The following is a 14,059-nucleotide window of genomic DNA, read 5'->3' on the forward strand; positions in this document are numbered from 1 at the left end:
TCCGTATATGCGGAAATAAATTTTCTTATATACGGAAATTTTACCCCTTCCAAACCCGCTGGGAATGCGGGGTGTGGAGCAGGGTGCGATTGCGCCCAAAGAGGGGGCGGTGGACAGGCGAAGATGTTAGTTCGCCTGCGGGTTGACAGCCCCAGGCCTTGTTTAGAGGAAGAGGAGCCTTCCCCTAGAGGAGGACAAAAAAGAAGGAGCTCCTTAGCCCGCCGTTGGGACTAAGGAGCTCCTTCCTAAGGAGGCGAAAGCAGAGCGCTTCCTACTTCAGAGCTGCGAGGGCTGCTTCGTAGTTGGGCTCCTCGGTGATCTCGGGCACGAGCTCGGTGTAAAGGATCTTCCCTGCCTCATCGACGACGACGACGGCACGAGCGAAGAGACCCGCCAGTGGGCCGTCCTGCTGCTGGAGGCCGTAGTGCTCCGAGAGACAGTTGTGACGGAAGGAGGAGACGGAGATGACCTTGTCGAGACCTTCAGCCCCGCAGAAGCGAGCCAGTGCGAAGGGCAGGTCCTTCGAGATGCAGAGGACGACGGTGTTGTCCAGCTTCGAAGCTTCGGCATTGAAGCGACGGACGCTGGCGGCGCAGACTCCCGTGTCTACGCTGGGGAAGATGTTGAGGACGACACGCTGACCACGGAAGTCTTCGAGATGAAGTTCGCTCAGGTCGGTCTTGACCCCGCCAAAGTTGGGAGCGATGGTGCCTACTGCAGGGAGTTCGCCACCGAGGTGGATGGTGATGCTGTTCTTGAGTGTGACTGTTGCCATTAGTTTGTATTGTCTTTAGAGCCCCCACAAAGGAAGGCGGGTGAATGATCTTTGTCTTAGAAACTTGCTTACGCCTGCGGTTGTTCACTCCTGACGAAGGAAGTGCGGCCTTAGCCAACCCGACTCCAGACGAAGGACGATGTCAAAGAGATCTAGGCTCATGCAGTAGGGCACGGCATCTTCGTAGCCAGCGCCAAGTAGGCGAGCGAAGTGCTCCGAAGTGCGGATGTAGCTGAGACGCTCCTCGAAGGTGCGGGCGTGCTCCTTCCACAGATCCCGAGCCATGCGTGCGCAGTCATCCGAGGCTTCTCCCCCAGACTGAAGCGCAAAAGCCCCCGCATAAAGGAAGTCTTCCATCGAGACCTGCCCCTTCCAGCCCGCAGCGAGGATGACGACTTCCCGCCCTTGGCTTTGGCAGTATTCGATCGTCGCTCGGAGGTTCGTAAGCGCTCCGACAAGGATCTCCTTCGCCCCCTGCTCCTGAGCGATGGTGAGCGCCCGAGTGCCGTTGGTCGTCGTGAAGACGATTTCTCGCCCAGCGACGAGCTCCGTCGTGTATTCCGCAGGATCATTGCCTAGCTGGGCGAAGGGACAGCGGACGATATTGCGCTCGGCTGCAATGAGCGCTCCCAGGCGCTTCCCTTCGAGCTCCGCCTCTTCGGTCGTCGCAACGGCTAGGATCCCCTTCGCCCCGTGGGCAAACGCCGCTACCATCGTCGTCGATGCTCGGAAGATGTCGACGATGATCACGGTGCTATCGGGGCGATGATACAGCGGATAGAGCTCGGGGGAAGGGCAGAGGTAGATATTCATGCGTGGTCGGACTATTGGATACGGCACTACCTCCCAAGAGGGATGCCAGAGGGCATCCTGCTACTTGGGAGGTAGTGCGCTGGAGAATTTCTTGAGCAAGAGAGCCTGGACTAGATGCCTAGTTCCTGACGAATGACTGCGATCTTCGCAAGACAAGCGGACTCAGCTGCAGGTAGCTCTTCCTTCGAGGAAGCCTTGCCACGTACGCCGATGTAGAACTTGATCTTGGGCTCCGTCCCCGATGGGCGGATAGAGACCTTCGTCCCGTCTGCCGTCTTGTACTGCAGTACGTTGCTCGTCGTAGGCATGTCGAGCGTGAAGACTTCCCCCTTGTCGAGCCAGATGCCTTGGAGCTTAGCGTAGTCGAGGACTTCGACCACAGGGCTGCCAGCGAGCGTCTTCAGCGGGTTCTCACGGAAGTTCTTCATCATCGCTTCGATCTCCTCTGCGCCCGTCTTACCCTTGCGGACGACACTCACGCCCTGCTCCTTGTACAGACCGTATTCGAGGAAGACCTGCTGCAGGAGCTGGTAGATCGAAAGCGAACGATCCGCCGCCCATGCCGCAAGTTCGGCGAACATACAGCAAGCCGAGACGGAGCTCTTGTCACGGATGAAGTCTTCGCGCAGGAAGCCGTAGCTCTCTTCGCCCCCACCGATGTAGTTGAGCTTGCCCTCGTTCTTGCGGATCACGTCGGCGATCCACTTGAATCCGGTGTAGCAGTCGAAGAGCGTCACGTGATTCTTCTCGGCGATGGCTCGAATGAGTTCCGTCGTCACGATCGTCTTGACCACGTAGTCCTGACTCTGAAGAAGACCCGACTCCTTGCGGCTCATGATGGCGTAGTAAGTCAGCAGAGCGCAGATCTCGTTCCCGTTGATGAGGACCATCTTGCCCTCTTCATTGCGCACGGCTACTCCGATGCGGTCGGCATCGGGGTCAGAAGCCAGCACGAGGTCAGCCCCAGTAGCTTCGGCACGTGCCAGAGCAAGCTCCAGTGCGGCTGGCTCTTCGGGGTTGGGCGAGTAAACGGTAGGGAAGTCACCACTGACGACATCCTGCTCTGGGACGTTGATGATGTTCGTGAAGCCAATGGCTCGCAGAGCTTCAGGGATGATGCGTACGCCCGTCCCGTGGATAGGGGTATAGACGATCTTAATGTCGTGATGGCGAGCAATCGAATCCTTCTGAGGCGCAGATAGGGTAGCTACACGCTCGATGAAGAGCTTGTCGAATTCTTCCCCCAGCGTGTGGATGAGCTCTGGGCGAGCCGAGAAGTTGATGTCCTCAGCCTTCGTGATCTTGTTCACCTCGATGATCGTATTGCGATCGTGAGGAGCGAGCATCTGAGCCCCATCGGACCAATAAGCCTTATAGCCGTTGTACTCCTTAGGATTGTGCGAAGCCGTGATCATGACACCACTCTGGCAGCCGAGTTCACGGATAGCGAAGGAAACTTCTGGCGTAGGACGGAGGCTTTCGAAGAGATAGACCTTGATCCCATTAGCAGAGAAGACTTCGGCGGCAATACGAGCGAAGACATCGCTGTTATTACGGCAGTCATGCCCGATAGCCACGGAGATCTCAGGGAGAGAGGCGAACTCTTGCTTGAGGTAGTTAGCTAGACCTTGAGTAGCTGCCCCTACGGTGTAGCGATTCATGCGATTAGAGCCTACGCCCATGATACCACGAAGCCCCCCCGTGCCGAACTCGAGATCCTTGTAGAAGGATTCAACGAGTTCCGTAGAGTCTTCGGCATCAAGCAGGTGCTGTACTTCGGCACGTGTCTGGCTATCATAGCCTGGGGTGAGCCAACCTTGAGCTTTAGCTCGGACTTGTGCTAAAAAAGTGTCTTGTTCCATATGTCTTTGGATGTATGTGAAAGTCAAAATTTTACTTTGAACAAAGATAAGACTTTTAGCTAAAGAAAACGGCTTCGCCTCCCTGGGCTCATCGAGCGACCAAGGAGGCGAAGCTAGAGGAAGATGTAGGAATAACCTACAGGATTAGTTCTCAGCGGTAGTCCAACCCTTATTCTCAAGAGCAGTCCTGACCTTTGCTGTTGCACGAGAAGCCTCGATGATGAGCACTCCGCCCGTGCTAGGTAGAGCCTCAACAATGCCTACGAGTGCATCTTCATTGAGCCCCGTAGACTTGAGAGTAAGCTTTTTGAGAGCAGTGAACTTGGCGAGGTCTAGGGCGACAATATCTTGACCAGCTACGGAGATACTAGCGACTCTGGCTCCTAGGAACTTGGAGAGAATCTTAGTGAGCTCTTGGGCTGGGATACCAGCGAGATCTACGCTTTCAGCTGCGACTTTTCGGAGGTTGCTCTTGCTCCCAAGGAGCTTAGGAGCATTGTGTACCTTGAAGAGCAAGTGCCTTGTTTCATTGAGCGAGATATCCTCAAGCTTAGGCTTATCCTCAATATTGATTTCGAAGGACTTCCCTGCAGATGGTCTTATGATCCCAATCGTCTCAATATCTCTACTCTTAGCGAAAGATACCTTAGTGAACTTGGGAGACTGAGCAATGAAAGTCTTCAGCTTGGGGAGGTTGTCGATGTCAATGGATTCGTTCGTTAGAGGCGAACGTGTAGACATGTACTCGACTACGTTATTTGTAGGTAAAAGAACCTTCTTATAATCGCTTGAACGCTCCTTCCCAGGGAAGAGAGGGTTATAGTCCTGTCCTCCCCAGCTCCCAAGACCAAGCTGAGTGAGCTTCTCCTGCTTTGTCAGATCAAGAGAGGCCAGTTCATGTCCAGCGAGCCAGAGGTAACTCAAGTTAGGAGCATTGTCGAGAGTGACACTCTGTAGATTGGCATTCCCATAGCCCTCTGTGAGTAGGATTAGTTTCTTCAGGGCAGGAGAGCTCTTCTGAACTCTGAGGCTAGTGATATCATCACTGACTAGATCCAGCACTTCGAGGCTTCCCTCGATCCCTACATTCCCTGACTTACCGGTCTTGTAGACATCTTTTTTTTCAGTAGTATACGCACCGACTAGGGTTAGTTCACCCACACCCTTCACCTGGATCGTAAACTCCTTTCCTTCGGGGAGGGAGAACGCAATAGGAGCTGCAGCTGCACGCTGACCGTCCTCGTCAGCGAGGATCTTATCAAATTTTTCCGTCTTATTCTCGGGCTGAGGCTCATCATCGCCCTTCTTGCAGCAGGACAAGGCGAAGAAAGGTACAAGAGCTAAAGCCGCCAATCGCAATATTCTATTCATGAGCTTTACAATTATTGGGGGTTAAAGAATGTTACTACACTGCAAATATATAGAATATGCTTCAATTTAAAGTCCTTAGCCTCTATGTGCATAGCTCTACAGCAAGGCTAGTCATTGAAAAATGGGCCATATGATCTTTGGGGAGCTCGGTCAGCTGAAGTCCTGATGTTTCAGGATATTCTTTGGGGGATCTAGATGGTATCTGTGTGATTGACCTTTAATCTTTGATTGCTCAGAGAAAGGGGGCTTTTGTTTATACCTCGTAGTGACGCTGTTTCAACTCCTAATAGTTTGGGTGGGTGCGACGTAAGCCTCCTGGAAGGCGTTACCCATCTCCTTGCCGTTTCAATTCACGCACCCCGGGAGGGGTGCGACTGTAGATACTCTCGTAGACCTTAATCCCGTGCTTGTTTCAATTCACGCACCCCGGGAGGGGTGCGACACCGCATCGAGCGGCTCACGCTTATAAGCGCGAGTTTCAATTCACGCACCCCGGGAGGGGTGCGACGCTGCCGTGTGCTTCCTCTACCTCACGCCACGATGGTTTCAATTCACGCACCCCGGGAGGGGTGCGACGTTGAGTACGCTTGATATAAGAACGATTAGGCATATGTTTCAATTCACGCACCCCGGGAGGGGTGCGACCGGGGCGGGCTCGGCCCCTCGTGGTCTACGTAATGTTTCAATTCACGCACCCCGGGAGGGGTGCGACTAGATCCTTCAGATCCGACTGAGCGCCACCAATACGTTTCAATTCACGCACCCCGGGAGGGGTGCGACTTGTTGTGGGGGTATCGCTTACTTGGTGAGGTGTAGGTTTCAATTCACGCACCCCGGGAGGGGTGCGACGCCTTGCTGTCGTTCTCCCGCTTGACTCCCGAGCGTTTCAATTCACGCACCCCGGGAGGGGTGCGACTTAGTTGTTACGTTTTCTTTCAGTTGGTTATGGTGTTTCAATTCACGCACCCCGGGAGGGGTGCGACAAGTGCGAAGAAGAAAAGGCTACCTATAAAAGACGTTTCAATTCACGCACCCCGGGAGGGGTGCGACGAATAGGACTAGCCGGCCATTCTCACATGTGTAGTTTCAATTCACGCACCCCGGGAGGGGTGCGACTACATGTACCTATCTATGGATAGATAGGTGTCAGCGTTTCAATTCACGCACCCCGGGAGGGGTGCGACTGCCAAGACGAAGCTAACCGCACGAAGACATAGTGTTTCAATTCACGCACCCCGGGAGGGGTGCGACCGTACACCCTCTTGCATGGTGGCCTATGATAGACGTTTCAATTCACGCACCCCGGGAGGGGTGCGACCGCTGCAACTCAAGCCGGATAGGACAACTAGGCCGTTTCAATTCACGCACCCCGGGAGGGGTGCGACTAAAAAGTTCATTTAGTATTCTGGGACATTCCCAAGTTTCAATTCACGCACCCCGGGAGGGGTGCGACGGCTAAGGACTATTTTACAGGAGTAGTCCCTTCAGTTTCAATTCACGCACCCCGGGAGGGGTGCGACCCAAGAGCCAGTAGATCCTCTGCGACGCTGATAAGTTTCAATTCACGCACCCCGGGAGGGGTGCGACGTATTGCAGCGTCCTCCGTGGCGGAGGCGCAGACGACGTTTCAATTCACGCACCCCGGGAGGGGTGCGACATGTTTTTATATGTTTTGCTCCCCTATGGAGACGTTTCAATTCACGCACCCCGGGAGGGGTGCGACCTCAGGAAGTCCGAATCTTCAGAGGCCTCTGGGATGTTTCAATTCACGCACCCCGGGAGGGGTGCGACGGGGATAAGAATCAATGGACACCATCAACCTATCAGTTTCAATTCACGCACCCCGGGAGGGGTGCGACCGGCACAATAGCCGACTGTGGTGCCTTGTGCTAGCGTTTCAATTCACGCACCCCGGGAGGGGTGCGACTACGTCAAGGAGGTGCTCTCAAGGGGCTGGGCGAGTTTCAATTCACGCACCCCGGGAGGGGTGCGACCTGGGCGACCTCCACGTCGAGGTCGGTAGGTGAATGTTTCAATTCACGCACCCCGGGAGGGGTGCGACATGCCTACAAGTCTATACTTCGGGGCGAAGTGGAGTTTCAACTCACGCACCCCGGGAGGGGTGCGACGGCTTCATCCGCCTCTGCCCGCTATCTCGGTCGACGTTTCAATTCACGCACCCCGGGAGGGGTGCGACAGCGTGACGATTGACTTCACTGGGGGTGAGATCACGTTTCAATTCACGCACCCCGGGAGGGGTGCGACTAAGGAGCTCAACAGAGCTATCGGCGGAGCGCAGTTTCAATTCACGCACCCCGGGAGGGGTGCGACGAGACCGCACCCTGCGAGACACCGTGTATTTGCAAGTTTCAATTCACGCACCCCGGGAGGGGTGCGACTGGGGAGCTAAGAGTGGGTCTGTGCGTCTGGAGCGTTTCAATTCACGCACCCCGGGAGGGGTGCGACGAGGACTGACCTCCGCCACCTCCCCCAGCAACGACGTTTCAATTCACGCACCCCGGGAGGGGTGCGACCTGCTGTAGCCTGTTTTACCCTCAGCAAAGCTACGTTTCAATTCACGCACCCCGGGAGGGGTGCGACCGAAGACAGCGTACTTGTCGCCCACGGCTGGGTAGTTTCAATTCACGCACCCCGGGAGGGGTGCGACCAGATCAAGGTAGAGCTGTCGGGCGAGCTCACCAAGTTTCAATTCACGCACCCCGGGAGGGGTGCGACTAACTCGTTCAGGGTGATCACGGCCGTGGCTGGTGAGTTTCAATTCACGCACCCCGGGAGGGGTGCGACATATTTCTGAGGTCGTTACTACCGCTTTAACAGAGTTTCAATTCACGCACCCCGGGAGGGGTGCGACTGGCCTTGGTGCACACCCGCCCAGTGTCTTCTTCGGTTTCAATTCACGCACCCCGGGAGGGGTGCGACCGAGCTCCTTGAAGGTGTCCCAAGCAGTCATCAGGTTTCAATTCACGCACCCCGGGAGGGGTGCGACAGTGTGGTGCAAAGTTGCGTATTATAGGGCGGATAAACAAGAGTAATCTGCGACTGGCGGTGTTGCTCTGAAGGTCGGGGCTACGCTTATTGCTTTGGTCTTGTCTATGTGCTTGATAACCAGTGCCTGCGGATGATGCTGGAAATAACTGTTCGCTTGGGGTTCGCTGGAGGCTTGCGTGGATGTGCTTGGGGACTTACGGAGAATGTGAGTTGGGAGAGGTCTGTAGGAGTTTTGGAAGAGGCTTGGGTAGTGGAGACTAGACGATGAGCTCCCCTTCGATCTCGAAGGAGGTGACTTTGCCATAGACGTGGATCTGCCGTTGGTAGTGCTTGTCTAGCTGGTAGATCCGAAGACTATCCTCTTGATCATCGATCACGGAGAGGAGCTCATGGCGGAGGCTTACGAGCTGTGCTGGATCGACCAAACATTCGAAGACCGAAGCTTGGACCCGTTGACCGTAGTTCTTGCAGATGCGCGCTACTTGGCGAAGGCGTTTAGCGCCCGAAGGAGTCGCTGTGGTGACATCGTAGGTGACGAGGATATACATCTTTTGCTCAGATCATTAGGAATACAGAATACTCATCTAAGTCCCCTCGTAGGTGTCTGGCTAAGAGGAGCGCTTGGATATACGGGAGCAGGCCTAGGGGCATCTTCTCCTTGAGGAATGGATGGGTGATCTCATCCTTCTTTCGCTTTTGCCAGAGGCCGATGAGGCGCTTGCGAGCATCCTCTTTGAGAAGAAACCCCTTCTCTCCCTGTGGGATGAAGTCACTTCGCTCGACCTGCCTTTTGTTGATGATCGATAGGATAAAGCGATCGACTAGGTAGGCACGCATCTCCTCCATGAGATCGAGAGCCAGGCCAGGTCTCCCTGGTCGATCTACGTGAAGGAAACCCACGTAGGCATCCAGCCCCACCGTCTCGAGGGCCGCACGCACATCATGCGTCAGCAGGGTGTAGAAGAAGGAGAGTAAGGCATTCACTTCATCTTTGGGGGGATGTTTGCTTCGTCCAGAGAAGGTGAACTCTTTGTTGAGGATTAGGTGCTGGAATAGACCGAAGTAGATATTCGCAGCATAGCCTTCCACCCCCATGACGCCCAAGCGTGAGGTCTGCTTCAATAGCTTATGTTGCTGCTGTCTGAGTAGTGCCCGAGCCTCCTCGATCTCGCTCTCTACCTCGTGCGAGGGATGGTGGTCCCGACAAAAGCGGGCTAAGACACTCCGATGGTTCGCTATCTTCCCCGCAATGAAGATCGAAGCCAGATGAGACGAGAGTATATCGTCATCTGCCAGACGGTATTGCTCCCGTCTTAGGAGTACATTCCCTTTGATCGGTCCTTCGAGTGAACCGATATACTTCCCCGTTGGGGATAGGAAGGAGAGCTTCACCCCATGCTGTACGCAGAGCGACATGGCTCCGGGTGAAGCACCTAAATATGAGAAGCAGAGGATGCTCTCGAGGTTGTGGATCGGCACACGTAGCGTCTCTTCATCGTTGATTCGGACGACGATATTCTCTCCATCTTTGACGATGTAGGCATTGGCGGTAAGAATATAGAGCGTGTTCAGTAGGTGTTTCATCTCTTAGCAGGTCAGTGGAATTTCTTCGATGCTCTTAAGGGGGATAGGTTCCCTCCAAAAGTACCCCATGTATGCCTCCCTTAAGTGACCCATTCATGGGTCGGTCGAGGACCCCATTCATGGGTCGAAAGTGGAACCCATGTATGGGCACCCATTGGAGGGGATGATCTAAGGGGAGAAGAGCTGGAGGTGTGCGCCTTTGCTTGGATGAAGTTATGCCCTCTAGAGGCTGATGGGCGCTTCGTGATGTGTGCTGCTGATGACCTTAGCTTGGGGGCTAGTCAAGGAGGTGATAGCGACTGAGGTAGTCCGAAGCTCGCTCTCCTTGATTCATCTGGGGCATGCAGAGATCTAGTAGGGAGCAGGAGCGACAGCATGCAGCATAGCGTGGAGGGATACTTGCCCCGTCTTTGTATAAGCGGTGCATCTCGACAGCCATCTGTAGGGTCTCGGTGCGAAGCTCAATGTCGAAGGCAACTTCCTCCCGATGCTTCGTCTCTCCGTAGAAGAGGTATCCTCGGGGAATGTGTATGCCATAGGCTTCCTCGAGACAGATCGCTTCGGCGCAGAGCTGTAGCTTGTCGGCATTCGTTCGCTTGGGACGCCCCCGCTTGTACTCGATCGGTATAGCTTCCCAGTCTCCTGGGTACTTGGGGTGATGGAAGTGAGCCCCTTGGGACTCCGATGCTGGGTGTAGCTCCACAGCATCGGAGTATCCATAGAGGCCAAGTGAGGGGGAGGCTAGGGGGACAGAGCGAAGGGTGATGACATCGCCTCGCCGCCCACTCTCCTCGGGCTGATGCACCTTCTCATGAAGTAGGTGACCTTCGGCCGTCAGATGATTTTCCTCCCAGAGTTGCTCCACATGGATGAGGTACCACTGTCTCGGGCAGAAGGCATAGTGCTGGATGCCTGAGAGGGGGAGCATCTCTTCCTCGGTGTACATGATGCGCTAGATGAGGTCGAGTAGCTGGACTCCCTTGGGAAGCTTGCTCTCATCGACAGTGATCTCGTAGTCGCTGAAGGAGCGGGTAGGACGGCTGGGATCCTTTGCTTCTACCTTCACCAGCTCAAAGAGCTTGTGGGCGGGAGCATTGCCTAGGTCACTATCGTGCTTGAAGACAATGAGTCGACGCGCAGCCATGAGCCCACGGGCGGCAGAGCGGTCGAGGTCAAACATATTCTTCAGCGCCTCCCAGAGCAGGTCTAGATCGTCTTCGCTGAATGTCGTCTCACGAGCCAGTGCCGCAGAGATGAAGCCATGAGCACGGTACAGCCCGTAGGGTACGGTAGCCTTACGCCCAAAGGTCTGATTGTCTCCATTCTGTTTTTGGGATTCTTCCTCTGAAGCTACAGCCATACGATGAATCCCATGTTCGAAGGGTCTGATTGGATCGATGGAGCGAGCAAAGGTCAGCTGAACAGCTCCACGTACCTGGCCTGCTGTTTTCTTTATTTTAGGAGTTTCTTTATCCTTATCCTTCCTGCTCTTGGGTTTCTGTTCTTCTTCGCCACCTTCTTCTGAATTACTATCTTTAGAGTCCTCCTTTTCCTTACCTGTACTCATTACAGCCCCAAACGTCCGGACATCATAGTAGTACTTACACATTCGCTTCCTAGCTCTCTCGATTGCGTCTTCTTTTGTCTTGCTAGGAGCATCTTTATTGGCTGCATCGAACTCTTCTATTATGGTCCTGTTGAGGACTGCCTTTTCTCGGACGAACATCTTAAGGCATGCCAGTCTCTCGGAAGTAAAACGAGGATTTTCTGTAGAGTAACTAGCGTCTCTTAGTACCTCTACATAGTTCCGGATTTTGCGTTTGATGCAGACGTCGGTGACGAGTCCTTGTCCCGTCTCATCGTCTGTACGAGGTGCGTTGTCTCCATCTGGATCCCCGTTGGGGTTACCATCTTGTACATCGAAGAGGTAGATGAAGTCATACCTGTTTTTGATAGCTTCTGTTCCCATGATTCTTATGTCTTATAGTTGATTGAATGTCGTTTACTAGGGGGTAGACCTTTAGACTAATCCTCTGATCCACTACCCGTGTGATGCTGGTTCTTTTCTGCGTCTTTCTTTTCCCTGTTCTCGGCTCTACGTCTACGATATTCTGCTCTCTGATGATAGTAGCCTATGGCAAATAGACTCTCTTCATCAAGCCCGTGCTTTATCCCTCCCTGAGTATCCCTTTGTGAGATGACTTCTTTAGGAAGTAAGTCGAGAATAGCTTCGATTTCCGTCCTTGCAAAGTGAGGTTTGCCACTGCTTCGTTCGAGCTTACGTAGATGATAGTTTGCCTTTCCTAGGAGCTCACCAAAGACGACATTAGGATCGCCTGCGGCTCGGATAAAGTGGCGATCAGCTATGCTGGAGTTAATGTCATAGCTAATGGCTTGCTTCTGGATATCCTCTAAGATGAAGAAGAGTCGCCCAGCAAGGTAAGCTGGGGTGTCGTTGGTTGGGTCTAGTGCCATAGTTAGTTTCTTGATGTTGTCATTATTTCTATGCTTTCTGTTGAAGGAGGCCTTAAGTAAAGCAACTCTCATCTCTGTGATGGGCGAAAGTCGTCCTCCCTTCTCATCCTTCTTTGATCGTTCATGACGAATACGCTCGAGACAGGCATTTTGAATAGTGACGGGATAGGGTAATCCCTTGACGATACTCTCGAGTAGGCTCTGTACGATATGCGGGGGATAGCTAATATCAGACACCTTCTTACCTGAAGGAATAGAAAGAATTGCTTTAAATATCAATTTAAATGGACGTAGTGGAGGGTTAAGCTCATCTCCAAGTCCATCGCGGTTGACGATGTTCATATCCTCGAGATGTTGTAGCGTATTACTTACGATCTCGCGGACTGTTCCCTCCATCCATAGCTTTACACTGAGGCGACTCCTGTTCGGTGTCAACCCCAAGATGTAGAAGCGATCAGGGAGATCCTTGTCCATGTAGGATTGATATCCACGTACGACCTCTAAAGCTCGTCTTAGTACCCGAACATTCTTTTCGGGATTTTGCTTCTTTTTAGGCTTATCGGATGATGATGAAGTAGTCTTCTCTTCGTCATCAAAATCACTTTCAGAGGGCACCCCTGTGAAAGTCGTTGCCTTGAAAGCCGTGAGAAGTTCATCCTTCTGTAGAGTACTCCAGAATACGAAAGTGGTATCTCCAATCTTATAGTTTGTGTTTCTTCCCCACTCGAGAAGTATGTTGAGCCCCTTAGCTATGGCATCAGAGGCTCTTTCTGATATAGGGGCATTAGCCCCTTGTTCTTTACCATAAGAATCATACCCTGAGTCGGTCTGGAAACTAATGAGAGGTGGATTGTCTCCGCTGATTTTGATCCCCTTATGGGTCTTAGCAATACTCTCTCGCTTCCCTGTAATCATGCAGCACGCACCTATGCTAACTCTGTTACTCTCATCGGAGATTCTGTATTGTTGAGCATCCTCATCACTGCCTATGAGTTGATGAGGATCTGATGTCGTACTTAGGCGGAATGCTATCCAGGCTCCTTTTGCCTTTTTCAGGGCTTTATCCTCTAGAGCTACTAAGTACTGTTTCTTCTCATAGAATCGGTATATGGCCCTAAAGCCATCGTTTTTAGGGAACTCTTTGTATATCTTTCGGATTTCTTCTTGGAAGGATTCGAACTTCTCTTTTATATGGGTCTCCTTACTTGCTGGTAATCCTAAAACATAGGATGATTTATCCCATAATATGTATGAGACGATAGCTCTTGTACGAGTCTTATCAGAGGGAAGCAGGTATGCTGACTCAGTAGTTTCAGTGTGTTTAAATGTACCATCCTTGTCGATGACAATTATGAATGAGATCCTCACCCAATCCATCCCGAATGGGGCGGCCTCTTTCTTCCCTAGTGCGACCAGCGCATGGTAGTAGTCATGAAGTGCTTTGAGTATCATCTGAGTATCTCCTTACTTGATTTATGAGGAACTTCGATTACGCCATTTACCATCTGGGCATGGAAGAAGAGAGGGGGAGGAGAAAGAGGTTTCTTCTCAAAGTCCATATCGAAGAGCATGATTCCTAGGTCTCTTGATTCTTCAATAGGTCGATCTCGCTCTCGGCCTTGTGGAACGTACTTAAAAGAACAGGAGAACTCTCGGCAACCGAGGTAGGGCTGTGTAAAGCATTGACCCTTATGAGCTCTTCTAAGGAAAATTTTAATATACTTTGTGGGAGTTTCAGCTTTGCGATCCTTACATTCATTTCGCTCTTTTTCGCTACGCTTCTCCAAGGGGATGAACTCCATCTCGGCATAGATGCGGTAGGCTACATCACGGAGGATATAGGCTGTGCGTTGCTGACGATTCTCCTCGATGAAAAGTGGCTTCTTTGCCCTGTGGCTCATCGTGGATCCTACCTCATTGCGACGGATGGAGGTACGTCGGATGGGCTTGAGTACCTCGATCCTGCGGACATGCCATTGGATAGCTGGCTTCCACAAGATGCACTGGAAGATGTTGCGTGCTGCCGAGGGAGTGATGACATCGTAGCTGACACGCTCGACCTTGAGCTCGGGGCGTGTGAAGCAGGCAAAGTCACCACGTATCTCTAAGCAATAGAGTTTAGGGTTTGTCTTATCCATAGTTACTGTATATGTATTTTAGTATTTGTTTG

Annotated in this window: 10 protein-coding genes and 1 CRISPR repeat array; all 10 genes read right to left on the minus strand. The window is 52.8% G+C overall.

The genetic code is table 11. From position 1 onward, the window contains the following. Positions 1–271: 271 nt before the first annotated feature. The 10 genes from tpx to cas5c all read right to left on the minus strand — a co-directional run bounded on the left by tpx (position 272) and on the right by cas5c (position 14,027). Positions 272–775: a thiol peroxidase gene (gene tpx, locus Q0336_RS01335; protein WP_298524663.1), complete on the minus strand. Its 504-nt coding sequence runs from the start codon at positions 773–775 to the stop codon at positions 272–274. An 84-nt stretch (positions 776–859) separates the two neighbouring features. Further along, a complete protein-coding gene (locus Q0336_RS01340; protein WP_298524666.1) occupies positions 860–1,588 on the minus strand; it encodes a 2-phosphosulfolactate phosphatase in 729 nt (242 codons plus the stop codon). Between the two features lie 110 nt (positions 1,589–1,698). Continuing rightward, a complete protein-coding gene (locus Q0336_RS01345) occupies positions 1,699–3,450 on the minus strand; it encodes a phospho-sugar mutase (RefSeq protein ID WP_298524669.1) in 1,752 nt (583 codons plus the stop codon). A 144-nt stretch (positions 3,451–3,594) separates the two neighbouring features. Next, on the minus strand, positions 3,595–4,821 hold the full coding sequence (locus tag Q0336_RS01350; protein ID WP_298524672.1) for a hypothetical protein: 1,227 nt from the start codon (positions 4,819–4,821) through the stop codon (positions 3,595–3,597). Positions 4,822–5,163: 342 nt separating this feature from the next. Next, positions 5,164–7,828: a CRISPR direct-repeat array (repeat unit 33 nt; unit sequence GTTTCAATTCACGCACCCCGGGAGGGGTGCGAC). Positions 7,829–8,087: 259 nt separating this feature from the next. Beyond that, the gene (gene cas2, locus Q0336_RS01355; protein WP_298524675.1) at positions 8,088–8,378 is read right to left on the minus strand and encodes a CRISPR-associated endonuclease Cas2; all 291 of its coding nucleotides are present in this window, start codon (positions 8,376–8,378) and stop codon (positions 8,088–8,090) included. Positions 8,379–8,385: 7 nt separating this feature from the next. Further along, the gene (cas1c, locus tag Q0336_RS01360) at positions 8,386–9,414 is read right to left on the minus strand and encodes a type I-C CRISPR-associated endonuclease Cas1c (protein ID WP_298524677.1); all 1,029 of its coding nucleotides are present in this window, start codon (positions 9,412–9,414) and stop codon (positions 8,386–8,388) included. Between the two features lie 277 nt (positions 9,415–9,691). Further along, positions 9,692–10,360: a CRISPR-associated protein Cas4 gene (gene cas4, locus Q0336_RS01365; RefSeq protein ID WP_298524680.1), complete on the minus strand. Its 669-nt coding sequence runs from the start codon at positions 10,358–10,360 to the stop codon at positions 9,692–9,694. Positions 10,361–10,366: 6 nt separating this feature from the next. Then, entirely contained in the window at positions 10,367–11,383 is a 1,017-nt protein-coding gene (gene cas7c / locus Q0336_RS01370) for a type I-C CRISPR-associated protein Cas7/Csd2 (RefSeq protein WP_298524683.1), read from the minus strand. Between the two features lie 56 nt (positions 11,384–11,439). Then, positions 11,440–13,341, minus strand: a complete 1,902-nt coding sequence (gene cas8c, locus Q0336_RS01375; RefSeq protein ID WP_298524686.1) for a type I-C CRISPR-associated protein Cas8c/Csd1 — start codon at positions 13,339–13,341, stop codon at positions 11,440–11,442. Continuing rightward, complete coding sequence (gene cas5c, locus Q0336_RS01380) at positions 13,338–14,027, minus strand: type I-C CRISPR-associated protein Cas5c (protein WP_298524689.1); 690 nt, start codon at positions 14,025–14,027, stop codon at positions 13,338–13,340. The genes cas8c and cas5c overlap by 4 nt, the downstream gene beginning before the upstream one ends. Positions 14,028–14,059: the final 32 nt, after the last annotated feature.

It is taken from the genome of uncultured Porphyromonas sp. (genome assembly GCF_938039215.1).
GTDB lineage: Bacteria > Bacteroidota > Bacteroidia > Bacteroidales > Porphyromonadaceae > Porphyromonas.

What these genes read in the sequence shown, in the direction of transcription:
- cas4 (WP_298524680.1), bottom strand. Translation starts at nt 10,360, where the DNA reads ATGTACACCGAGGAAGAGATGCTCCCCCTCTCAGGCATCCAGCACTAT.
- cas5c (WP_298524689.1), bottom strand. Translation starts at nt 14,027, where the DNA reads ATGGATAAGACAAACCCTAAACTCTATTGCTTAGAGATACGTGGTGAC.
- cas8c (WP_298524686.1), bottom strand. Translation starts at nt 13,341, where the DNA reads ATGATACTCAAAGCACTTCATGACTACTACCATGCGCTGGTCGCACTA.
- cas2 (WP_298524675.1), bottom strand. Translation starts at nt 8,378, where the DNA reads ATGTATATCCTCGTCACCTACGATGTCACCACAGCGACTCCTTCGGGC.
- Q0336_RS01345 (WP_298524669.1), bottom strand. Translation starts at nt 3,450, where the DNA reads ATGGAACAAGACACTTTTTTAGCACAAGTCCGAGCTAAAGCTCAAGGT.
- Q0336_RS01340 (WP_298524666.1), bottom strand. Translation starts at nt 1,588, where the DNA reads ATGAATATCTACCTCTGCCCTTCCCCCGAGCTCTATCCGCTGTATCAT.
- cas7c (WP_298524683.1), bottom strand. Translation starts at nt 11,383, where the DNA reads ATGGGAACAGAAGCTATCAAAAACAGGTATGACTTCATCTACCTCTTC.
- cas1c (WP_298524677.1), bottom strand. Translation starts at nt 9,414, where the DNA reads ATGAAACACCTACTGAACACGCTCTATATTCTTACCGCCAATGCCTAC.
- Q0336_RS01350 (WP_298524672.1), bottom strand. Translation starts at nt 4,821, where the DNA reads ATGAATAGAATATTGCGATTGGCGGCTTTAGCTCTTGTACCTTTCTTC.
- tpx (WP_298524663.1), bottom strand. Translation starts at nt 775, where the DNA reads ATGGCAACAGTCACACTCAAGAACAGCATCACCATCCACCTCGGTGGC.